The organism is Bradyrhizobium sp. Leo114, assembly GCF_055229415.2.
This window is the reverse complement of record NZ_JBUYEN020000043.1, coordinates 1-20,283: the sequence shown is the minus strand read 5'-3', so window position 1 is coordinate 20,283 and position 20,283 is coordinate 1. Positions and strand designations below refer to the sequence as shown.

At 61.9% G+C, this 20,283-nt stretch carries 18 protein-coding genes, 2 pseudogenes and 1 riboswitch; of the genes and pseudogenes, 8 read left to right on the top strand and 12 right to left on the bottom strand.

Features of this window, described 5'->3' with window-relative positions; genetic code table 11:
- Positions 1–2: 2 nt before the first annotated feature.
- The 10 genes and pseudogenes from ACZIRK_RS35265 to ACZIRK_RS35220 all read right to left on the bottom strand — a co-directional run bounded on the left by ACZIRK_RS35265 (position 3) and on the right by ACZIRK_RS35220 (position 9,534).
- Positions 3–1,238, bottom strand: a complete 1,236-nt coding sequence (locus ACZIRK_RS35265; protein WP_245475012.1) for a c-type cytochrome — start codon at positions 1,236–1,238, stop codon at positions 3–5.
- Positions 1,239–1,262: 24 nt separating this feature from the next.
- A complete protein-coding gene (locus ACZIRK_RS35260; RefSeq protein ID WP_130229175.1) occupies positions 1,263–3,029 on the bottom strand; it encodes a GMC family oxidoreductase in 1,767 nt (588 codons plus the stop codon).
- A 41-nt stretch (positions 3,030–3,070) separates the two neighbouring features.
- Positions 3,071–3,889, bottom strand: coding sequence for a gluconate 2-dehydrogenase subunit 3 family protein (locus ACZIRK_RS35255; protein ID WP_165435498.1), 819 nt, complete (start codon positions 3,887–3,889; stop codon positions 3,071–3,073).
- Between the two features lie 856 nt (positions 3,890–4,745).
- A riboswitch (SAM-I-IV-variant riboswitch) is annotated at positions 4,746–4,847 on the top strand.
- A gap of 418 nt (positions 4,848–5,265) precedes the next feature.
- A pseudogene (locus ACZIRK_RS35250) lies at positions 5,266–6,075 on the bottom strand (3-hydroxybutyrate dehydrogenase).
- A 69-nt stretch (positions 6,076–6,144) separates the two neighbouring features.
- Positions 6,145–6,936 carry an acetoacetate decarboxylase gene (locus ACZIRK_RS35245; RefSeq protein WP_130229176.1) on the bottom strand — a complete coding sequence of 264 codons (792 nt, stop codon included), beginning with the start codon at positions 6,934–6,936 and terminating at the stop codon, positions 6,145–6,147.
- A 29-nt stretch (positions 6,937–6,965) separates the two neighbouring features.
- A complete protein-coding gene (locus ACZIRK_RS35240; RefSeq protein WP_130229177.1) occupies positions 6,966–8,138 on the bottom strand; it encodes a patatin-like phospholipase family protein in 1,173 nt (390 codons plus the stop codon).
- A gap of 39 nt (positions 8,139–8,177) precedes the next feature.
- Positions 8,178–8,777, bottom strand: coding sequence for a PepSY domain-containing protein (locus tag ACZIRK_RS35235; RefSeq protein WP_130229178.1), 600 nt, complete (start codon positions 8,775–8,777; stop codon positions 8,178–8,180).
- Positions 8,778–8,800: 23 nt separating this feature from the next.
- Positions 8,801–9,100 carry a hypothetical protein gene (locus ACZIRK_RS35230; RefSeq protein WP_130229179.1) on the bottom strand — a complete coding sequence of 100 codons (300 nt, stop codon included), beginning with the start codon at positions 9,098–9,100 and terminating at the stop codon, positions 8,801–8,803.
- Positions 9,101–9,140: 40 nt separating this feature from the next.
- Positions 9,141–9,359, bottom strand: coding sequence for a hypothetical protein (locus tag ACZIRK_RS35225; RefSeq protein ID WP_245475013.1), 219 nt, complete (start codon positions 9,357–9,359; stop codon positions 9,141–9,143).
- Positions 9,360–9,378: 19 nt separating this feature from the next.
- A complete protein-coding gene (locus ACZIRK_RS35220) occupies positions 9,379–9,534 on the bottom strand; it encodes a hypothetical protein (RefSeq protein ID WP_165435499.1) in 156 nt (51 codons plus the stop codon).
- A 686-nt stretch (positions 9,535–10,220) separates the two neighbouring features.
- On the opposite strand from ACZIRK_RS35220, the gene ACZIRK_RS35215 reads away from it, so the two are divergent.
- From ACZIRK_RS35215 to ACZIRK_RS35205, 3 genes and pseudogenes are all read left to right on the top strand, one after another.
- Positions 10,221–10,658: a hypothetical protein gene (locus tag ACZIRK_RS35215; RefSeq protein ID WP_245475014.1), complete on the top strand. Its 438-nt coding sequence runs from the start codon at positions 10,221–10,223 to the stop codon at positions 10,656–10,658.
- 8 nt (positions 10,659–10,666) lie between these two features.
- Positions 10,667–10,774, top strand: a pseudogene (locus ACZIRK_RS35210) (TetR/AcrR family transcriptional regulator); the annotation flags it as partial.
- Positions 10,775–10,779: 5 nt separating this feature from the next.
- On the top strand, positions 10,780–11,223 hold the full coding sequence (locus ACZIRK_RS35205; RefSeq protein WP_245475015.1) for a hypothetical protein: 444 nt from the start codon (positions 10,780–10,782) through the stop codon (positions 11,221–11,223).
- Positions 11,224–11,344: 121 nt separating this feature from the next.
- On the opposite strand, the gene ACZIRK_RS35200 is transcribed toward ACZIRK_RS35205, so the two are convergent.
- Positions 11,345–11,998 carry a TetR/AcrR family transcriptional regulator gene (locus ACZIRK_RS35200; protein ID WP_474419058.1) on the bottom strand — a complete coding sequence of 218 codons (654 nt, stop codon included), beginning with the start codon at positions 11,996–11,998 and terminating at the stop codon, positions 11,345–11,347.
- A 212-nt stretch (positions 11,999–12,210) separates the two neighbouring features.
- Between ACZIRK_RS35200 and ACZIRK_RS35195 the strand changes: the two genes are divergently transcribed.
- From ACZIRK_RS35195 to ACZIRK_RS35175, 5 genes are all read left to right on the top strand, one after another.
- Entirely contained in the window at positions 12,211–13,080 is an 870-nt protein-coding gene (locus ACZIRK_RS35195) for a sensor histidine kinase family protein (protein ID WP_245475016.1), read from the top strand.
- A complete protein-coding gene (locus tag ACZIRK_RS35190) occupies positions 13,077–14,180 on the top strand; it encodes an efflux RND transporter periplasmic adaptor subunit (RefSeq protein WP_130229183.1) in 1,104 nt (367 codons plus the stop codon). The genes ACZIRK_RS35195 and ACZIRK_RS35190 overlap by 4 nt, the downstream gene beginning before the upstream one ends.
- A gap of 8 nt (positions 14,181–14,188) precedes the next feature.
- Positions 14,189–15,265, top strand: coding sequence for an efflux RND transporter periplasmic adaptor subunit (locus ACZIRK_RS35185; protein WP_474419057.1), 1,077 nt, complete (start codon positions 14,189–14,191; stop codon positions 15,263–15,265).
- Complete coding sequence (locus ACZIRK_RS35180) at positions 15,262–18,411, top strand: efflux RND transporter permease subunit (RefSeq protein WP_474419056.1); 3,150 nt, start codon at positions 15,262–15,264, stop codon at positions 18,409–18,411. The genes ACZIRK_RS35185 and ACZIRK_RS35180 overlap by 4 nt, the downstream gene beginning before the upstream one ends.
- 277 nt (positions 18,412–18,688) lie before the next feature.
- Positions 18,689–18,916 (top strand): hypothetical protein, encoded by a 228-nt coding sequence (locus ACZIRK_RS35175; RefSeq protein WP_130229187.1) that lies wholly within the window; start codon positions 18,689–18,691, stop codon positions 18,914–18,916.
- Positions 18,917–19,296: 380 nt separating this feature from the next.
- Here the strand turns inward: ACZIRK_RS35175 and ACZIRK_RS35170 are convergent, their stop codons facing one another.
- Complete coding sequence (locus tag ACZIRK_RS35170; RefSeq protein ID WP_130229188.1) at positions 19,297–19,911, bottom strand: hypothetical protein; 615 nt, start codon at positions 19,909–19,911, stop codon at positions 19,297–19,299.
- Positions 19,912–20,283 lie beyond the last annotated feature (372 nt).

Genomic DNA, 20,283 nt, shown 5'->3' with positions numbered 1-20,283 from the left:
CGTTATTGAGACACCCGGCCACGCAGCGTACTGACGTCCGTGGACTGGACTGCTGACGCGGCATTTCCCCAGGTATTGCGAACATAGGTCAGGACGTCCGCAATCTCTGTGTCACTGAGATTCCAACCAAAGGGCGGCATGGCCGGTGCGGTCGGGGCAGCTGAAGTGGCGACGGCGCGATTGCCGATCAGAACGACGCGGATCAAGGATGTCGGATCAGTGGACTGGACGAGTGGCGCTTGTGCCAGTCGCGGGAATAGCGTTGGAACGCCGGCGCCGCTAGACTGGTGGCATGCCGCACAACGGTTCTCATAGATCGCCTTCCCCGCCACCATGCGTGTGTCATCGTGCGCCAGCGCGACGGCCGGGTTCGCGGTTCGAGGAGCACGATCCTTCAGATAGGTGGCGATCGCGAGAAGGTCGGCGTCTGTCATATGAGAGGTGGAGTTCTCAACCGCCTCGGCCATGGGCCCGGACGCAATGTCGAAAGAGTTGGCACCGGTCTTAAGATAGCGGACGATGTCTTCCGTGGACCAACTGCCGATGCCCATACGGGAATCCGCGGTCAGATCAGGCGCATACCAGTCCTGCAGCAATGCGCCGCGCAAGGCTTCTCCACCCCGATCGCCGCCGGTGATGTTCTTCGGTGTATGACAGGTTCCGCAATGGCCAAGGCCTTCGACCAGATAGGCCCCACGATTCCACAGATCCGACTTTGCCGGATCGGATTGAAACACTCCGGGCTTGAAATTGATCAAATCCCAGGTGGATGTTGCCGGTCGGCGGACATTGAACGGAAACCTAAGCTGATTCGGCTGAACCTCGTTACGCACCGGCTCCAACGTGCGCAGATAGGCCCAGATCGCCGAGACGTCCTCGCGGGTAACCTTGGTGTAGGCCGGATACGGCATGGCCGGATAGAGGCGAACCCCATCCTTACCAATCCCCTCATGCATCGCCCGCCACAAATCGGATTCGGTCCAGGCACCGATTCCGGTCGCAACATCAGGCGTAATATTTGGCCCGAGCAATTTTCCGAATGGCGTCTCCAGCGCAGCGCCGCCGGCAAAAGGCTTACCGCCCGGCGCAGTGTGACAGCCGGCGCAATCGCCGAGCACGGCCAGATACCGGCCGCGCTCGATCCTCTCGAACGCCTGGTTGTCTTCCGCCGCGCGCGCCGCAGTAAGGCCGATCGCGCAGGCGGCGAGCGCAAGAGCCGTGAGTTTCCGCATTCTCATGCCATTACCTCGGGGCGCTGGCCGTCAAACCTGCACGAGCGGGCCAGGACTCTTCAGGTAGCGGTTTACGATCACATCTGCTGCCCAATAGGCGAGTGCGCCTACCGTATCCGTCGGATTGTATCCGGGGTTCTGCGGGAAGGCCGTGGCACCCATGACGAACAGGTTGGGCACGTCCCAGCTCTGCAAATAGCGATTGAGCGCGCTAGTCTTGGGCTCGACGCCCATAATGGCACCGCCGCAGGTGTGCGTTGTCTGGTACACGGTCACGTCGTAAGGACCGCGACGCGGGTGCTTCTCAAGCTGCCGCGGCCCCATCTTCTGCGCGACCTCAGCCAGCCGGTCCGTCAGGTATGTCGACATCTTGAGCTCGTTGTCGTGGAAATCGAACGTCAAGCGCATCAACTTGCGGCCGAAGCGGTCCGTATAGGTCGGATCGAGGTCGAGATATGCGTCGCGATAACTATAACAGCTGCCGTGCGTGACGGTCTCATAGCTGCTCAAATAACTCTTCGCCACCGCCTTCTTCCACTCGGCGCCCCACCTCGGCGCTGTCTGTGGTGTCCTCCCAGTCTGGATCGGTCGGCCATTGGTCTGCACCGCGCCCATATAGCCGCCGCCGACGAAGCCATGCGGTCCGTGATCGAAATTGTCGCCGTTGAACTCGTCGATGCACATTCCGATCGAGCCCGACGCGATGAAGGGATTGAAGATCTTGTCGTCGAAGAACGCGCCTACGCTAGATGTGACTTGGTAGGAATAGTTTCGCCCAATCACGCCCTCGCCGGTGCGCGGATCGTAGGGCTTGTCGATTCCCGAATGCAGCAGCAGGTGCACGTTGAACAACTGGAAGGCGCAGAGCAGCACAAGGTCGGCCGGCTGCTCCCATTCGTTGCCACTGGTGTCGACATAGGTAACGCCGGTGGCGCGTTTTCCTGATCTATCCAAGTTGATCTTCGATACCTCGCACTGCGTGCGCGCCTCGAAGTTCGGACGGCGGATGAGTGCCGGCAGAATCGTGGTCTGCGGACTAGCCTTCGAGTAGTTGCCGCAGCCGAACCATTCGCAGAAGCCGCAATAGGTACAAGGGCCTATCGTGACGCCGAGCGGGTTCGTATATGCCTGTGAGAGATTCCCGGAAGGTTGCGGGAAGGGCTTATAGCCCATCTCCTGAGCAGCCTGTGCGAACAGCGTCGGGCCGTAGGGCTGCCTCTGGGGCGGCGTCGGATATTCGCGGGACCGCGCTCCCTCAAAGGGATTGCCGCCCGCCTGTATCCGCCCTTTTATGTTGCCGGCTTTGCCGGACGTGCCGCACAAATATTCGAACTTGTCGTAATGGGGCTCGAGGTCATCATAAGTAATCCCCCAGTCCTGGATCGTCATGTCCTCGGGCAGGAATTTTTCGCCATAACGCCCCACCAGATGCGTTCTCAGCTCGAAGTCGCTGGGCAGGAAGCGCCACGTCTCGGCATTCCAATGCACGCCACCGCCGCCGACGCCATTGGGCGGCATGAAGGATCCCCAGCTGCGGATCGGCAGCGCCGTCTGGCTGGCGTTGTTACGGAAAGTCATCGTCAGCTGGTCCGGCCGCAGGAACAGATCGTGGCGGATGCGGTAGCGCAGCTCATCTTGCGCATAGGCCGGCGGGAAATCGGTCGCCGTGTCGCGCCACGGGCCGCGTTCGATCGCCACCACGTTCAATCCGGCACCAGTCAGTTCATGCGCCAGGATGGAGCCAGTCCAGCCCAGCCCAACAATCACCACATCAGTTGCTGGCAATTTGCGCGTCATATTCCCGGTACTCCAAACGAGATTTATTGCGCCTTTGGCGCCTATTCGGGTCGGGCAGCAATGCCAATGGGTGGCAGCGGATAGCGCTCGTTGTGCCGCTCAACCCAGTCCCGGTAATCATAGCGCGCGCCGGGAAAACCGATCATCTTCCAGCCGACCATGTCGCGGTTGCCGCCGTAAACTGGGTCCGCAAAGAATCCTTCCCGCGTGTTCTGCAGCAGATACTCAAAGAACGCGCGACCGCTGGTTCCTTCCAGTTGCACCTGATCCTTCTCCAGCCCGGAGAGAACCTTGTCCTTCTCATCGTCGGGAATCTGGGGAAAAGGCTTTCCCGCGTAGGTCGCGCGGCAATATTTGTCCAATGCGGCCAGCGCCTGGCGATACCGCGCTGCCGGGGTCAACGGCGACTGATCTCCCTGCTCCGGCGTTCCGTCGGCGAAGGGGCCGTGCATGTAGAGCCCCTCGGCGCTGCCATAGGATCCCGCAAGTTGTCGGTCGATGAAGACCGCGCAACCGGCATCCTTACCCCCCGGGGTCTGAGGGTCCGGCGGGATCAGCCGGTCAACGAGCGCTTCGACTGCAGCTCCTTCTTCCGGAGTGAAATACACCCACGGTCCAGGCCGCACCGCTGTGGGTGGAGTGCCGGCACTTGGTCCCCACGGCAAACTGCCCTTGACGACCAGTGCGCGAGCGGAGGTTGCAGAGAACACCAAAGCCATGGCGGTGGTTATGAGTAATTCGCGGCGGCGCACGCCATGATTAGAGCGCGACGAGCGGGGTATTCCCTCCCCGGCACTATCAGCACCGGGGGCGATCTTCCCGATACCGCTGGCGCTCAGCGAAATCTCTTTCGCGACCATAGTGCTCTCCTGGATCGTGAAGTCGGAATTCCAAGGTGGCGTATCAAAAAGATAAGGATAGCACAGTCTAAACGGTTCTCAAGTCGAGTGCGTCCAGTTCGGCAATTCAGGCCGTGGCAAGGCGGGGTTGGGCGTGGCTCTTTGGGGTACGGTGCGCCGGGCTTGCCTGAAAGAGCTTGAGCGTGCACTGATCGCGTATTGCAATGCACATCCATGAAATCGAATCGTCGAAGCGGTAGACTTGTTGCTCAAGCAAGAGAGATTTACGAGCGGGTTAAGCTGAAAGTACATCTGCATCAGCGTGACCGTTCAGGGCGATCGCTCCAACTTGACTATGCGCGCGCCACTTCCGATCAAGACCGATAGGTGAAATTCCAATTGTTCTTCATGCTAGGTTGCAGTCCATTCCTTGCTTCCCCTAAAAGCGTTTGTCACGCCGACTCTAGACCCGGGAAGCCCTTGTGATTGCTCGCATGCGCGTTGGCGTTGAACGACGCCGCGCAAGTTCAACATCATCAACTGCGCGCCATCGCCCCGCTCCGATGCAAACGGCAGATTGCGGCAAACAGCGCACCAGTAGCCCAGACGTTCTGATTGAGCCATCACGCATCGAGGCAATCGGCGCCCAAAGGATTCGTTGTGTCAGTAGGGCAGCCAATGACCTCCAAAATGGCAGGCGAAGCCGCAAACACGTCCGGTACCCTAATTCGTATTTGGCAAGCTTCCGAGAGCGGCCCGGCTCCGCAGTCGCCCGTCCGGTCCGCGGTCCCGATCCGCAGAGGAGCGGATCTCTTTATCCACCCGAAAACTGCGGGGGCTCAACAGCTCTGGGAAACTATCAGAACCCGCTATATTGATGGTGCATCAAGAAGAGGCTGACGCCCTCGCCAACCTGCTATCCCGGGCAAGGTGGTTTCCGCAAGGAGATGCGGCCAATTCGGCAACGTACGGGTCGCGCGGCCGTCAGCCTTCTCGCCTATGCAATGGAGGTATTTTTTGACTGACGTATTCTCTGATCCCCTCGATGAGCACCAGAGTGCATTTGTCGATCTCTGGAGTCAGCAGCCCCGGAATTGGGAGATATTCCAGACCCGCGATCTTTGCTGGCACCTAAACGTCGGAATCGACACTATTCATGAGGCACTCTTTCTTGCTCGGGATCACCGCGGGGACCGGCCGTGGTCGCTGACAACATCCACTGACAAGTGCACGCGAGAGAGTCTAAGGGCACGCGAGCGGAGCGATCGCGACTGGATCAAGCGGAAGATCAGTTGTGGCTGTGTGGCCGGCTCGCCGTTGGTCAATGCTCTTTAGCTTGGCCTCGTCGAGGTGGCGGTCAAAGTTTGCCTCAATGGCCGTGACCATGCGAGCTCCAGCTAACCGCGCCAGGTCGGCAGGGATGTTGCCGTCCAGCCCCCATCCATCGAGAGGTTGGCGCCCGTGATCTGAGCGGCGTCGTCGCTGCACAGGAACAGCGCGAGGGAAGCAACCTGCTCGACGGTGACGAACTCCTTGGTCGGCTGCGCGGCGAGCAGGACGTCGCTGATCACCTCATCTCGTCGCATGCGGCGGGCCACCATCGTGTTCGGGATCTGCTTCTCGACGAGCGGCGTCCAGACGTAGCCGGGGCTGATGCAGTTGCAGGTGATCTTCGAGCGTGCCAGTTCCGGCGCCACCGTCTTGGTCAGGCCGGCGATGCCGTGCTTTGCCGCGACATAGGCCGACTTGAATGGCGAGGCGACGAGCGAATGCGCCGAAGCCGTAGTGATGATGCGGCCTCAACCGCGCTTCTTCATGCCGGGCACGACGGCGCGGATGGCGTGGAAGGCGGCGGACAGGTTGATCGCGATGATCGCATCCCATTTCTCGGCGGGGAATTCCTCGACCGGAGCAACGTGCTGGATGCCGGCATTGTTGACCAGGATGTCGACGCTGCCGAAGGTGTCCTCGGTATGCGCGATGAGCCAGGCGATCTCGCGCGGGTTGGTCATGTCCGCAGGCGAGTAGATCGCCTTGACCGCGAATTCGCGCTGGATCGCGACTCGCTCCCCCTCGATATCTTCAGGCGCGCCCATGCCGTTGATCACGACATTGGCGCCGGCTGCGGCAAAGGCCTTTGCGCAGGCAAGGCCAATGCCGCTGGTCGATCCGGTGACGACAGCCGTCTTCCCCTTCAGAATGTCCATCTCGTACACTTCCTCATAACGTGCAAACAGGATCGGCGCCTCGCCCCGGATCGCGGCGCTCAGTTGAGATCAAAAGACAAGAGCCTTCTCACCCGTTCGAATCGAGCCGCGCGCCGGCTGTTGCAGATAATCGTGCACCACCGTCCCGAGCCCGAGCGTGAGGTCGGCGCAGATGTGGACGGCGGAGACGATCTCAAGGACCGGCAGTTCGGCGACCGGCGCCAAGGCGTGTGGCGTCAGGGCGAGCGCCGCCGGTCCGGTCCAGGCGCCCTTCAGTACGATGTCCTCGAGATGATATTGAACGATCTCGCAGATCCGCGGGCTGCCGTCGACGTGCGGGATGATCTTGAGCAGGAAGTTCGGCTCGTTAAGCGCAGCCTTGACCTTCGCCAGATCGGCCTCGCGGTGCTTGTAGCCCATCGTCCCAGTCGCGACCCGCACGGGGCCGTAATCCAGCGTGCCGATCAACGTATCGATCTCGGTTCGCAGGGTCGGTTGCGCAAGCTTCTTCGGAAAGCCCCAGAGCTCGCGTCCGCCCGCAATCGGTCCTTCGTCGTTGAGGAACATGCAATGTGTGTAGCCGCCCTTGCGTCCATGGAAGGAGACGGGGATGACTTGTCCGCTTTCCGTGTAGTCGCCAAAGCCGTTGGAATCGGGCATGCGGATGAACTCGTATTTGACGAGAGCTTCTCGCTCGTCGACCTCGAGCGGACCCGGAACCACTGCCCGGAGTTTTGTCGGATCAGTACGATAGGTGATGATCAGATACTCGCGATCGACGAACCGATACGGCCCGGGCGGATAGGCCGGGCTGGTCAGCGGCATGGCGAAAGCACGTTGTTTCACATCAGTCTCGCGCATTTGGGTTATCTCCAGGCGATGAGGTTGGGTCACTCGCGGCCGTCGTGTTCGAGATCGAAGGTGAAGACTCCGTCCGGGCTCGAAGGCCGAGCGAGCACCTCGGGATGGCGCAGGGTGCGCAATGCGTCGTGGTAGCCCGCTTGCCAATGGTCCTGCATCGACAGCCGCGAGAACTCATAGTCCTTGGAGTGGCCCTCGTGATTGCGCGCGCGATAGATCAGCTGGACGATGTTGTAGACGTTGCGGGAGACCGCCGTGCTGAGCAGTTTCACGTCCTGATGCTGCCTGAGGTCGTCTGGTAGCCTCCCCAGCAGATCCGTGAGTGCGCGCCGCAGACGCTGTACGTGCTTGAACTGGTCGGTGCTGGCGCGCGTACGGCTCGAGTACTGGATTTCCTTGTGCCGCGTGATCACCTCAGCCATGTTGCGAGGTATTTGACCGCGCGCGCTCCAGAGATCGACCTGGAAGGCGAGCATGTCCTGCGGCGCATCAGATTCGATCACCCATTGCAGCGGCGTGTTCGAGACGAGACCGCCGTCCCAATAGTGCTCGCCCTCGATCTCCACCGCCGGAAAGCCCGGCGGCAACGCGCCGCTCGCCATGATGTGCTCGGGTCGAATCGTATGGGTGGTATTGTCGAAATAGACGAAATTACCCGTTCGGACGTTGACCGCGCCGGCGCTGAAGCGCGTCAGACCGGCATTGATACGATCGAAGTCAACCAGGCGCTCCAGCGTGGTCTTGAGCGCGCGCGTGTCATAGATGCTGGTCGCATCGCTGGCTCCGCCGGGCTGCAGCCAGGGCAGAACGGGACGGGCAGAGAAGAATCCGGTAGCGCCACACGTGGCCGCCAGACCGGCGCTCATCTGGTTGATGAGGTTTCGCGTATTGTCGCTCCGCGTCCAATCCAGGAAGGGATTGCCGGACCAATCCCAGGGCGCGGTCGAGGTGACTTGGGTCCAAAAATCGCGCAGGCGGTCAACACGGGACTCGGGCGGGTTGCCGGCGATGGTGGCGGCATTGATGGCCCCGATCGATATGCCAGCAACCCAGTCGGGATGAATGCTGGCTTCGGCCAAGGCTTCGTACACGCCCGCCTGGTACGCACCAAGCGCACCGCCGCCTTGCAAAAGCAGCGCGATGCAGTCGAAGGGAAGCTGCCGTTGAGCGGATGAGAGCTGTGATCGAGGCTGGAAGTTCATGGCGAATGGACTCTTTGATTGCTGATGAACATGCTCGTGTTAATGGCGACTCGTGTCTTGCTTTCCGACCTTGGGAGGCTCGAGCAGGACCTCCTTCAAATGGTCCGCGGAGGCGACGACGATCACGAAATTGAGCTTGCCGTCCTGTCGGATCAGTCCACCGGCCAGCGCGCTGCCGGCCGCCGCTTTCTCGGCGACCTGGACGACATCGGACAATTCCGGCTTGGGCCATTTCAAGGCAAGGATCTTGGCGAGGTCTTCCCGATCGAGCTCCTTCAGCGACGACGTCATCTCCTTGCCCGTGATGCTTCCAGTATTTGCATCGATGGCGTTCTCCCACACGTGCTCATTCCGTATCGTGCGAACGCGGTACACGGGAGAGCCGTCGATCTCGAAGCTGATGTCGGCGGTCTTCGAGCCATCATGCAAGTGCTCCGCGATGGCGATCGCCCGACTGAGCGGGACGCGTACAGTGCGGAATTCCGAGAGAACGCGTTGGATAGCGACCTCTTCGACCTGGCTTTGTGCAGTGGCGGTTCGGGCGCTCGTATCCGCGGGATCTTGGACCTCCGCGATGGCGGCGGTCGCGGCGAGCGTGGCGGACCACATGATCAGGGCAAACAAATGCTGCTTCGACATCGGATCAATCTCGGTGTGGTTGGTCAATCGCCCGCGACGGGCGTGTGAGCGACGACGATCTCCTTGTCGGGGAGCGTGGGCAGCGGCTGATTTGTATCGATCACGACGCGCTCCGGCCCCTTCACGTCGGAGTGGATGCGTATCGGCGGCCGCGCAGGATCCGGTTCGGAAAAGCGACCCGGCACTTGCGCCGGCAGGACCCAGTTTGTCAACCAAAGCAAGCAGACCAGCGCTCCACCCGCCGACACGAAATAGCCGCGCCAGGGAAAGGCGCTCTCGGTGGACTGGCTCGCGCGCATGAACATGGCGGATCGTCGGCTCATGGCGCACGGCTCCCGACAACGGAATCTGTCCGTATCATCGTCAGATGCTCCATGGTCGCGGTTGCCGGCGCGCGCGGTCGGCGTCGAGATAGCCGCGCTCGTCGAGCCACTCGGTTGGACAATAGGCAGCGGCCTTCGGATCGATCGTGAGTCCGTCACGCTGGAGCGCTGTCCGTGTTCCGGTCACACCGGTCCACACGAGCTCGCCGCTGGTCGGGTCCACTTCCATCCCGTCAGAGACTTCGATGAAGTTCAGCATCTCGGTTCCCAGTCCTCCCTCACGCCGTGTGCGTCAGCCGGTCGATTTCATCAAGCGCAATGCCTCTGCGCGCGAGTTCGGACTCGATCACGTCGAACACGCATTCGACCGGCGCGGTCCAGACGTTGACCCAGTAGATGATGCAGTCGGGGGCGATCAGCAGCGCCGGTGTCATGCGACCGTCCTCCGCTCCAGCCGGATAGTGCTGGGCTGGCGCGCGGCAAGCCAATGAGCCCACGCGATCATCGCGATCGTGATGCCAAGCAGCACGCTCAGTGCCACGAGGCACAATGCGACAGTGACGTTCAGCGATGCGGCGGCGAGGCCGGGGCAACGGGTTTTCGCGCATCACCGCGAACAGCAGTGTTGACATTCGGCACCTCTTTAATAAAATATACCGTATAGTTCATATAAATCACGCGGCATGGCCGAAGTCAAGACGAGTGCGTCACAAGCGCGTGTGCAGCTCGAGGCGGCGAGGCTCTGCCTCAGCCAACCACAAGCCTAGAGCAGAGAAAGGATCTGATATGACGAGATTGAAGCAGGCGCTGTTCGCAGCGGTCGTGGTCGCGCTCGGGAGCACGGCGGCTTTTTCCCAGGAGAACCGAGGCACACCCGAGCAGCGAGCGGCTTGCACGCCCGACGCCTTTCGCCTCTGCAGTGCCTACATTCGCGACCCATCCGGAGTCGAAGCCTGTCTGCGGCTCAGGAAATCGGATCTGAGCGAAGGCTGTAAAGCGGTGTTCGAGCAGGCATCCACCGGATCAGTCAGGGGCAGATAACGAACGACGTTGCGGCGTGATGTGACCAGGCACTGCCTTGAACCACATCCGCACTGCGACAGGAGACAGGAGCGATCTTATGAGCACGGTATACATACCGGCCTTGGCTGCCTTCGGCGGCTCTGCGTTCGGCGCGGTCTCGACCATCGTCAGTGGATGGTTTAGCGGACGCCGAAGGCGTCGCGAGCGTCATCATGCCCGCTCGTTTTCGAAGCGCGAACAATTGTACCATAGCTTCATCGAGGAGGCATCACGCCTCTATGCCGACGCCCTGGTCAATGATCAGGCTGAAATCCCGCAACTGGTCAGCTTCTATACGCTGGTCGGACGCATGCGGATCTTGTCGAGCAACGAGGTCGTTCAGGCCGCCGAGAGAACCGGGCACTTGATCATCGAAGCGTATCTCTCGCCAAATCGCACATTCGTCGATCTCCCCAAATTCATCGAGGAAATGGATCCCTTGCGCGATTTCGGAGAGGCCTGCCGCCGCGAGTTGGTGAACCTTCCGGCGCAGTGAGAGACGTTATGAGCGATCAGATTGACGACCGAATGAGGAGCGCCCGCCGCAGGATCGTGCAGGCCGCCATCCATCTCTATGGCGAGATGGGACACAACAAGACCACCGTCGCCGACATCGCGTGGAGTCTGTCGATGTCTTCGGCAAGCGTCTATCGATTTTTTCCCTCAAGGGGGCGATCGAGGAGGCTGTGGTGCAGGAGGTGCTCGAAGAGACGGTCAGTGCCGCGGCCGAAGCGGCCCGCGCCAGTGGGCCAGTGCTACGGCGCCTGGCCGCAATCCTGAAGGCCATCGCCGACTGCAATGAAGCTCGACCGGCAAAGCATCGACGACTGCAAGACCTGGTAACCCTGGCTGTCCGGCAGAAGTGGACGGTTGTTCTCGCCTACGACGACAGGATCCGAGGGCTGGTGCGACCGATCATCGGCAACGGGCAAGCACGGGGCGAACTGCAGGGTGGCAGTCCGATGGCGCTGACCTGCTGCCTGCTGGAAGCCATGGATGTCTATATCAACCCATCGCGGGTCGGCGCTGCGACGCTGCGGCCAAGCTTCGACGAGATGTGAGATTTTGTACCGGCGCTTTGCGTCGCACGCCACTCCAGCCGGCCGAGATGGCAGCTCACGTGCAGCTCAAGGCCGCCGGTTAATGCGAATGCTTCCAAGGCAACCGTCTAAAAAAAGACAGCTAGTACGACCAATCTGTCTCGCAGGCTGCCAGGAAAAAGCCGACGCGCTCGCGCACGAAGCCGGGAAGCTCCTTCTTCAGGTCCTTCTGAGTTTCTCCGACGAGCGACCGAAACAGCATCGGTAGCAGAATTAGGTCGAGAAAGATCTGCGCGGTGGCGCGGCTTCGTTTGGAGCTGAAAGGGCCCTTCGGGGTGCGAGCGAGCTTCTGCGTGGCGTCGTCCAGCAACTGGGACACCGCATTTAGGGAGCGATCGCGCGCAGCGTCGTGAACGTTGCGGCTCAGTTCGGGAAAGCGCTGCGATTCCGCGATCGTCGCGCGCACCATGCCGAGCGATTCCTCGACCACTCTCTCGACGATGGCGGTCCCGAGGCTCATCAACTTGTCCTCGATGGTGCGGCCCTCGGGCAAGAAGCCTTCGAAGTCCGTCAAGCCCTCGATGGTGCGGGCCACCACCGCCGCGAACAGCGCTTCCTTGCCGGGGAAATGAGCGTAGATCGTCGGCTTGCTCGCAGGAGCGAGCTCGGAAATGTCGTCGATGCTGGCGCTACGATAGCCTTTCTCCAGAAACAGCTGCTGGGCTGCATCGAGAATGCGCGCCTGCGCGTCGCCGGCAAGATCCTTTCGCGGTCTACCTCGCTTCGTCTTCTTCATTCTTGAACCTCCGAAATCACGAGTCTGTGCGCGTCGCTTTCCCGCTTGACATGGCTTGTGAAGAAAGGCAATAAAAAGAAAATATACGGTATAGTTTATTAATCCGCTAAGTCCTCATGTTTCGGGAGCTTGGCGAGTGCTCCCAAGAGATCGGGATCCCAAAGGTGTGGGGGCGGCGACCCCGATCGTCCGAGCCGAATGAGGAGAATGTCGTGACTGTTTTGAGCCCAGCCCCGTCCGGCTTGCAGGAAGGCGTGCTGCTGCGCGAGCTGAATCGCAGGGTCACCAACGGTGTTGTCTTGGCCATCGACCTTGTCTCCGCCGCGGCCATCCGGGTCGAGGGGACGGAAGCCAAGTGCGCTCTCAGCGATATCGTCGAGCTGCTGCATGGCTACGCCGACGTGCATCGTGCGCTGGCCATGCCAACGGGCGACACGCTGATCCATGCCGCGACCTACATTCGCAAGCTGGGCTGTGGCATGCGCCGCGCGCTGCTGGACCGGATGAACATTCAACTGGCATTCGCCACCCAGTCCATCGCGCTCCAGCCGGAGCGCTGCTGGCATCTGGGCCTGATCGTCCATGAACTCGTGATGCACGCGGCACGGCACGCCTGCTTCGACGCGCTGGCCGGGCAGATCAAGATCAAGCTGACGCGCACCGGCGCGCTGGTGAACTGTGTGATCCTGGACAACGGAACGCGCCCCGCCCGGGATGCCTCGGATCGCGAATTGCGAATTGCGAAGGATATCGCGAGGGCGCTCGGCGGCCGGATCGAGCAGGGTTTCGGCGCCGAATTCACCTCGATCGTCCTTTCATTCCCGCTGACCGAGCGTGAGCGCAGTGCAAACTGGACCATTGCGACGCGCCAGATGAAGGCACCGCGCCGCACGAGAGCCATTGCTTCAAACGACGCAGTGCTCACCGCAAGCGCGGCGGCCGATCATCACGAGCCCGCCGTCGAGGCCGACCCCCTTGCGGGACTCCTGCGCCAGCAAGAACGCGAAATGGTCGTCCCCCGCCAATCCGCCGATGCGCTTGGCGGGCTGTTGTCACCTTCCCATCATACGGCCGCGTCATGACAAGCCAATTCTCCAGCCCCGTTCGAACGGCTTATGTGGGGAAGGCCCTCGCCGCAACGACCGTGCTCGTCAGCATTGTGTTGACCGGTTGCAACGATCATGCGGCGCAGACGGCCACACGGGCAACACTGGTCCGGACCACGATCGTGCAGCCGCGCGACCGGCAAGCCGCCATCACGTTGACGGGCGAGGTTCAGGCGCGCTTCCGTGCCGATCTTTCGTTCCGTGTCAGCGGACGTGTGATCGCTCGTACCGTTGACGTCGGTGATCACGTCAACAAGGGCGACGTCCTCGCCCGTCTCGATCCCGCCGAGCAACAGGCTGATGTCGATGCTGCGACGGCGGCAGTGGCTTCCGCGGAAGCCCAGCTGCGCGTGGCGAAAGCTACGTTCGAGCGGCAGAAAGCGCTGATCGCAAGCGGCTTCACTACGCGGACCGTTTATGACCAGGCCCAGGAAGGTCTGCGAACCGCAGAGGGTGTGCTGGAGGCGGCCAAGGCTCAGCTGGGTACCTCGCGCGATGCGCTCGGATATACCATCCTGCGTGCTGAAGCGGACGGCATCATTACCGCGCGAAATATCGAGGTCGGCCAGGTCGTTCCGGCTGCCCAACCCGTGTTCTCGCTTGCTCAGGACGGGGAGCGGGATGCCGTTTTCGAGGTCTACGAATCCGTATTCCTTGGCCAGACAGAGAGCCACCGGGTAGCGTTGGCGCTGGTCTCCGATCCCATCGTGACCGCGACGGGAGAGGTGAGAGAGATTTCACCGGCGATCGACGCGAAGAGCTCCACGATCCGCGTCAAGGTGTCCATCGAGAACCCGCCGGCTCAGATGACGCTGGGCAGCGCCGTCGCGGGAACGGTCAAGGCGAAAGCTCAGAAGGAGATCGCCTTGCCATGGAGCGCGCTGATGGCCGCAGGCAGGAAGCCTGCCGTCTGGACCGTAGACCCGAAAACCCGGACGGCGTCGCTTAAGCACGTCACGGTCGGCGCTTATGAAGCCGGTCAGGTGCTGATCAAGGCAGGCCTCGAGCCCGGCGAGCGCGTGGTCGTCGATGGCGGCAAGCTTTTGAGCGTCGGTCAATCGGTCACTGAGGAGTAAGGTCAATCATGAAGCGACAGGTCATGATGATCGCCGGCACGGTTGCGGCGGCGTCGTTGCTCACCGGATGTCAGCAGGAGACGAAAGCGCCGGAGCCGGTGCGCCCCGTGCTCTCAATGGTGGCCAAGCCGAATAGCGGTGACAGCACGATTGCCGTGGGCGTGGTCGAGCCGCGCTACAAGACCAACCTTGGCTTTCGCGTACTCGGACGGCTGACTTCGCGTCCGGTCTACGTTGGCGACGTCGTCAGTGAAGGACAAATCATCGGGACGATTGATCCCACCGCACTCGATCTCGCCGTTCGCGCGGCCAAAGCCCAGCTTGCGAAGGCCGAGACGCAGCTTGCGACGGCCAAGGCGGCGGAGGAGCGGCAGCGCACGCTCATCACCAGCGATGCGACCACCAGGCAGACGCTGGACAACGCCGAGCAGGCCCGCGCCGGCGCCGAAGCGACCGTCGCGCAGGAGCAGGCGAACCTGACCAAGGCGATCGAGCAACTCGGCTATGCCCAGATCAAGGCCGACTTCGGCGGCGTCGTGATCGCCGTCGGCGCGGAAGTCGGTCAGGTGGTCTCGCCCGGTCAAACCGTGGTGACGGTCGCGCGGCCGGACATTCGCGAGGCGGTCGTCGATATCGGGGAAGACCTGCCCGTGCCGCTCGAAGTCGGTCTCCCGTTCACTGTCGGCCTGCAGCTCATTCCCGCCGTTCAGGTCGAGGGCAGGATCCGCGAGATTGCGCCGCAAGCAGATCCCGTGACGCGGCTGCGGCGAGTCCGGATCGCGCTCGACAACCCGCCTGAAAGCTTCCGTCTCGGCGCGACCGTCACGGCAAAGTTCGGCAAGGACCAAGCCAAGGTCTTGCGCTTGCCGTTGTCGGCGGCGCTCGCGAAGGACGGGACTGATTTCGTCTGGGTGGTCGATAAGGCCACCAACACCGTCTCACTGCAGAAGATCGATGGTGTTGCCGAACAGGCGGGCATCCGCGTCACCGGCGGGCTTGCCGCAGGCACCCGCGTCGTCACCGCCGGAATTCACAGCCTCAAGCCGGGACAGCACGTCCGCATCGAACAGGATCAAGAGCCATGAAGTCGTTCAACCTTTCTGACTGGGCGCTCGGCCATCGCTCCCTCGTCTGGTATTTCATGATCGCCTTCATGGCGGCCGGCTTGTTTGCCTATCTCCAGTTGGGGCGCCAGGAAGACCCTGATTTCACGATCAAGACCATGGTGATCCAGGCGCAATGGCCCGGCGCCTCGCCAGAGGAGATGACGCGTCAGGTCACCGACCGGATCGAGAAGAAGCTGGAGGAGCTCGAATCCCTCGACTACACCAAGAGCGTGACGGTCGCAGGCCAGACCACCGTCTTCGTCTACTTGCGCGATTCGACCAAGGCGGCCGACGTCAAGCCGACCTGGGTGCGCGTCCGCAATATGATCGCTGATATCAGGGGCGATTTCCCACAAGGGGTGATCGGCCCCGGCTTCAACGACCGCTTCGGCGACGTCTTCGGCAATGTCTATGCCTTCACCAGCGACGGCCTGAGCCAGCGGCAGCTCCGCGATCAGGTCGAGGACATCCGCGCCAAGGTGCTGACCGTGCCCGATGTCGGCAAGGTCGACATTCTCGGCGCGCAGGACGAGGTCATCTACCTCGAATTCTCCACCCGCAAGATCGCGGCTCTCGGCCTCGATATCCACGCCATCATGAATTCGCTTCAGGGCCAGAACGCGGTGGCACCCTCCGGCGTTTTGCAGGAGGGGCCGGAGCGGATCAGCGTCCGCGTGAATGGCCAGTTCGCCTCCGAGGCGAGTCTCAAGGCGGTCAATCTCCGCATCAACGACCGCTTCTTCCCGCTGACCGATGTTGCGACCATCACGCGCGGTTACGCCGATCCGCCATCAACCCTGTTCAGATACAACGGCCAGCCCGCGATCGCGCTCGCGATCGGCATGAAATCCGGCGCCAACCTGCTCCAGTTCGGCGAGGCGCTGAAGGAGGAGATGACCAGGATCATTGCCGACCTGCCGATCGGCGTCGGCGTGCACCTCGTTGCCGACCAGCCCGTCGTGGTCGAACATGCCGTTTCGGGCTTTACCGAAGCGCTGTTCGAGGCCGTGATCATCGTGCTCGGCATCAGCTTCCTAAGCCTGGGCTTGCGGGCGGGGCTCGTGGTCGCCATCGCCATTCCGCTCGTGCTCGCGATCACCTTCGTCGTGATGGCCTATTGCGGCATCTCGCTGCAACGCATTTCGCTGGGAGCACTGATCATCGCGCTCGGCCTCTTGGTCGACGACGCCATGATTGCGGTCGAGATGATGGTGGCGCGGCTTGAGATCGGCGATCCCCTCGAAAAGGCGGCAACCCACGTCTATACGTCGACGGCATTTCCGATGCTGACGGGAACGCTTGTCACCGTGGCCGGCTTCATCCCGATCGGGCTCAACAGCAGCAACGCCGGCGAGTTCACCTTCACCTTATTCGTGGTGATCGCGGTGTCTCTGATCGTCTCTTGGATCGTGGCCGTATTGTTCACGCCGCTTCTCGGTGTCACCATCCTGCCGGCCAGAATGAAGGGACATCACGTGCAGAAGGGCCGCCTGGCGCAGATGTTCGCACGCCTGCTCCTGTTCTGCATGCATCACCGCTGGAGCACCGTTGCCGTGACGGCCGGCGCCTTCTTTCTCGCCCTGTTCGGCTTGCAGTTCGTGCAACAGCAGTTCTTCCCCTCGTCCGACCGTGCCGAGCTCGTGATCGACTGGAACCTGCCGCAGAACGCTTCGATCACCGAGACCAACACGCAGATGGCGCGTTTCGAGCGCGAGCAGCTGCAGGGCAATGATTCGGTCGAACACTGGTCCACCTATGTTGGCACCGGTGCGCCGCGCTTCGTGCTGTCGTTCGACCTGCAGACCGCCAACACCTGGTTCGGCCAGCAGGTGATCGTGACCAAAGGCGGCATCGCCGCGCGCGACAAGCTCAAGTCGCAGTTCGAGGACTATTTGAGGAAGACCTTCCCGGGCACCGACACCTACGTCAAGCTGCTCGAGGTCGGCCCTCCCGTCGGTCGTCCGGTGCAATACCGCCTGAGCGGCCCCGACATCGCTGAGGTCCGCGACCTGTCGCAGAAGCTTGCAGGCGTCATTCGCAGCAGTCCTGACCTCGGCAACGTGGTGTTCGACTGGATGGAGCCGGCGCGCGTCGTCAAGGTCGATGTGCTCCAGGACAAGGCGCGCCAGCTCGGCGTCACCTCGGAAGACATCGCCACCACCCTGAACTCGGTGCTCCAGGGCTCGCCGATCACGCAGGTGCGTGACAGCATCTATCTGGTCAATGTCACGGGACGAGCGACCGCGCCGGAACGTGCCTCGATCGATACGCTGCGCGACCTGCAACTGACCGGGCTCGGCGGCCAACCGGTGCCGCTCGGCGCCGTCGCCAACCTGCGTTATGAGCTGGAGCAGCCCACGATCTGGCGCCGCGCGCGGATTCCGACCATTACTCTGAAAGCCGCCGTCGTCAGCAACGTTCAGCCGAAGACGATCGTCGACCAACTCGCGCCGAGGGTGGCGGAATTTGCAAAGCAGCTGCCCGCGGGCTACTCGATCAAGATCGGCGGCTCAGTGGAAGAGAGCGCCAAGAGCCAGGGGCCGATCATCGCGGTCGTACCGTTGATGCTGTTCGTGATGGCGACCGTGCTGATGGTACAGCTGCAGAGCTTTTCGCGCCTGTTCCTGGTGTTCGCGGTCGCGCCGCTCGCGTTGATCGGCGTCGTCATGGCTATGCTGCCGAGCGGCGCGCCGCTGGGCTTCGTCGCCATGCTCGGCGTGCTCGCCCTCATCGGCATCCTGGTCCGAAACTCCGTGATCCTGATCGTGCAGATTGAAAATCTCAAGAAGGAAGGCAGGCCCGCCTGGGATGCCGTGGTAGAGGCAACCGAGCACCGCATGCGCCCGATCCTTCTGACGGCCGCTGCCGCAAGTCTCGCGCTCATTCCAATCGCGCGCGAGATTTTCTGGGGCCCGATGGCCTACGCCATGATGGGCGGCATCATCGTCGGCACGCTGCTGACCCTGCTGTTCCTGCCGGCGCTCTATGTGGCGTGGTTCAGGATCCATCCTGACCGTGCAACTGGATCACCTGCCCATGAACCCAAAGCTGATGCGCAGGAACCGCCTGCCGAACAGACCGCCACTCACAACGCACCTGAGCCTGTGCTCGAGGTCCAGATCTAGAACGGAGGCGACGATGCTTTCGAAGACGCTATCAACCTGTGCGGTCGCTGTGACTGTCGCAGCGAGCCCGCTCATTGCCACTGCTGCGTTTGCGCAATTTCCGCCGCCGCCACCGATGGTGCCGGCCGGGCCACCTCGGATGGCTCCAGCAGCTCCGCCAACATTTGCAGGTCCCCCTCAGCCCGGCCCTGTCGCTGGCCCGGGGCCTCGGCTCGGTCCGGGAGCTGGGCCGCGCGCTGATCTCGCCGCGCGAGGAGTCGGGGATGGGCCGGCTGTCGTGAACGCCGCGCGGACGACGGCAGTCAACGTCGGCGGTGCCGGCGCCTATCGCTACGGTGGGGCGCACGGATATGGATATGGCGCGCGTGCGGCATCATATGCCAGCGCATACGCGGCCGGCGCTTACGCCGGATACGCCTATGGCGGCGCGCGCTCAAGCTACTACGCGAGTAGTGACTGCTATTATGCCTATACAGGACATCGCAGATATCTCGTCTGCGATTAGCCGAATTTCTTTCGCCCGCCTCAAGGCTAACGAACCTGTGCGAAGGAGACATTGTAGGGCCGGTTGCTGTGGGGCAAAAAGGCAATAGTCCCAGTATGCCCCGACGTTTCGGATATCTCGATCTGCCAACCACGAGGCGATCTTGTGGTTGGATTTTTCGTTGTAAGCCATTGAGCTCTAATGACCGGATTTTGGCTCGGTTAGAAAAATTCTCCTGCGAAATCAATGTCGATCGACACGCATATGTCGCACGAAGCGCGCGGTTTCCCGAACACCTCGCGGGATGAGCCCAGTTGACGCGCCACAAATTGCCTCCGGCGAAGGATTGGATGAGGTATCGTAGGTTTGGTTGGTGTGGGGAAAGGCGGTAGCGCTCCCCGCTACCAACGATCCCCCGACATAGCCGTATTGGGGAACAAAGCCGGATTGTCGCAGAGCGCGGCGAGGCGCCCCTTGATGTCGATCCGCACACTCCGGTCATCCTCGGCGTTGGCCTTGGTTCCGGCGCCGCCCGGTCGGCTCGGGCTGGCGTGCACAATGATGGCCGTCATCAATTCACGGATGGTCGCAAACTCCATCGGGCTGCCGCGCTTCAATTCATCCGCCAACTCCCTCACCGCGCGCTTATAGCGGTCGATGGCCTTCGGGTGCAGCGCGATCACGTTGTCGGCTTCCTTGGCCGTCTCAAGCCGCGCGGCAAGCGTCTTGCGCTCGGCTTCCAGTTCATTCATTCGCGGGATGAGCGCGTCGGTGGCCATGCCCTTGACGATGAAATCGACGATGCGTTTTATCTCGCGCTCGATCTCGCCGAGCCGCCGCTCGATCCGGTTGCGTTCGGTGCTCGCCTCTTTCTTGAGCCGCTGTCGCTCGGAATTATAGGCATCGCCAAATTCGCCGATCAGCTCGGGGTGCGCGAGGGTGCTGGCGCAATCCCTTGATCGCCAGTGCCTCGATTTCGTCGAGATAAACGCGCCAACTGTTGCTACAAGAGCCACTTTCCCGGTGGGCCGAACATTGCAGCCTCAATCCTTTGCCGTCGCTGCCGATCGACGACATGCCACTGATGCGCGACAAGGTCCGTCGCCAGTGTCTCAGTTAAGCCGTCGACGAAGTTGTCTTGAAGCCCGTAAGCTGGAAGGATTAGGCGCGTCGCCGCGCCATCTTGCGTTTGCCCAAGGCTGTCCTAGCCTACGGGTCTCTCCTAGCAGCTGACGGAGGAGAACATGCGCACCCTCAGAACGGCATTGATAGGTGGATTCACCGGAGCCTTGATGGCTGGCAACGTCGCGACGCTCCATGCGGCTCCTTTGCCGACCAACGTGGCAAGCATGAAATCCATGATCGCTGACAGTTCGATCCAGGTCCGG

Excerpts from the sequence above, each read along its gene's own strand:
- ACZIRK_RS35265 (WP_245475012.1), bottom strand. The coding sequence starts at position 1,238 with ATGAGAATGCGGAAACTCACGGCTCTTGCGCTCGCCGCCTGCGCGATC.
- ACZIRK_RS35260 (WP_130229175.1), bottom strand. The coding sequence starts at position 3,029 with ATGACGCGCAAATTGCCAGCAACTGATGTGGTGATTGTTGGGCTGGGC.
- ACZIRK_RS35255 (WP_165435498.1), bottom strand. The coding sequence starts at position 3,889 with ATGGTCGCGAAAGAGATTTCGCTGAGCGCCAGCGGTATCGGGAAGATC.
- ACZIRK_RS35245 (WP_130229176.1), bottom strand. The coding sequence starts at position 6,936 with ATGCGCGAGACTGATGTGAAACAACGTGCTTTCGCCATGCCGCTGACC.
- ACZIRK_RS35240 (WP_130229177.1), bottom strand. The coding sequence starts at position 8,138 with ATGAACTTCCAGCCTCGATCACAGCTCTCATCCGCTCAACGGCAGCTT.
- ACZIRK_RS35235 (WP_130229178.1), bottom strand. The coding sequence starts at position 8,777 with ATGTCGAAGCAGCATTTGTTTGCCCTGATCATGTGGTCCGCCACGCTC.
- ACZIRK_RS35230 (WP_130229179.1), bottom strand. The coding sequence starts at position 9,100 with ATGAGCCGACGATCCGCCATGTTCATGCGCGCGAGCCAGTCCACCGAG.
- ACZIRK_RS35225 (WP_245475013.1), bottom strand. The coding sequence starts at position 9,359 with ATGCTGAACTTCATCGAAGTCTCTGACGGGATGGAAGTGGACCCGACC.
- ACZIRK_RS35220 (WP_165435499.1), bottom strand. The coding sequence starts at position 9,534 with ATGACACCGGCGCTGCTGATCGCCCCCGACTGCATCATCTACTGGGTC.
- ACZIRK_RS35215 (WP_245475014.1), top strand. The coding sequence starts at position 10,221 with ATGAGCACGGTATACATACCGGCCTTGGCTGCCTTCGGCGGCTCTGCG.
- ACZIRK_RS35200 (WP_474419058.1), bottom strand. The coding sequence starts at position 11,998 with ATGAAGAAGACGAAGCGAGGTAGACCGCGAAAGGATCTTGCCGGCGAC.
- ACZIRK_RS35190 (WP_130229183.1), top strand. The coding sequence starts at position 13,077 with ATGACAAGCCAATTCTCCAGCCCCGTTCGAACGGCTTATGTGGGGAAG.
- ACZIRK_RS35185 (WP_474419057.1), top strand. The coding sequence starts at position 14,189 with ATGAAGCGACAGGTCATGATGATCGCCGGCACGGTTGCGGCGGCGTCG.
- ACZIRK_RS35180 (WP_474419056.1), top strand. The coding sequence starts at position 15,262 with ATGAAGTCGTTCAACCTTTCTGACTGGGCGCTCGGCCATCGCTCCCTC.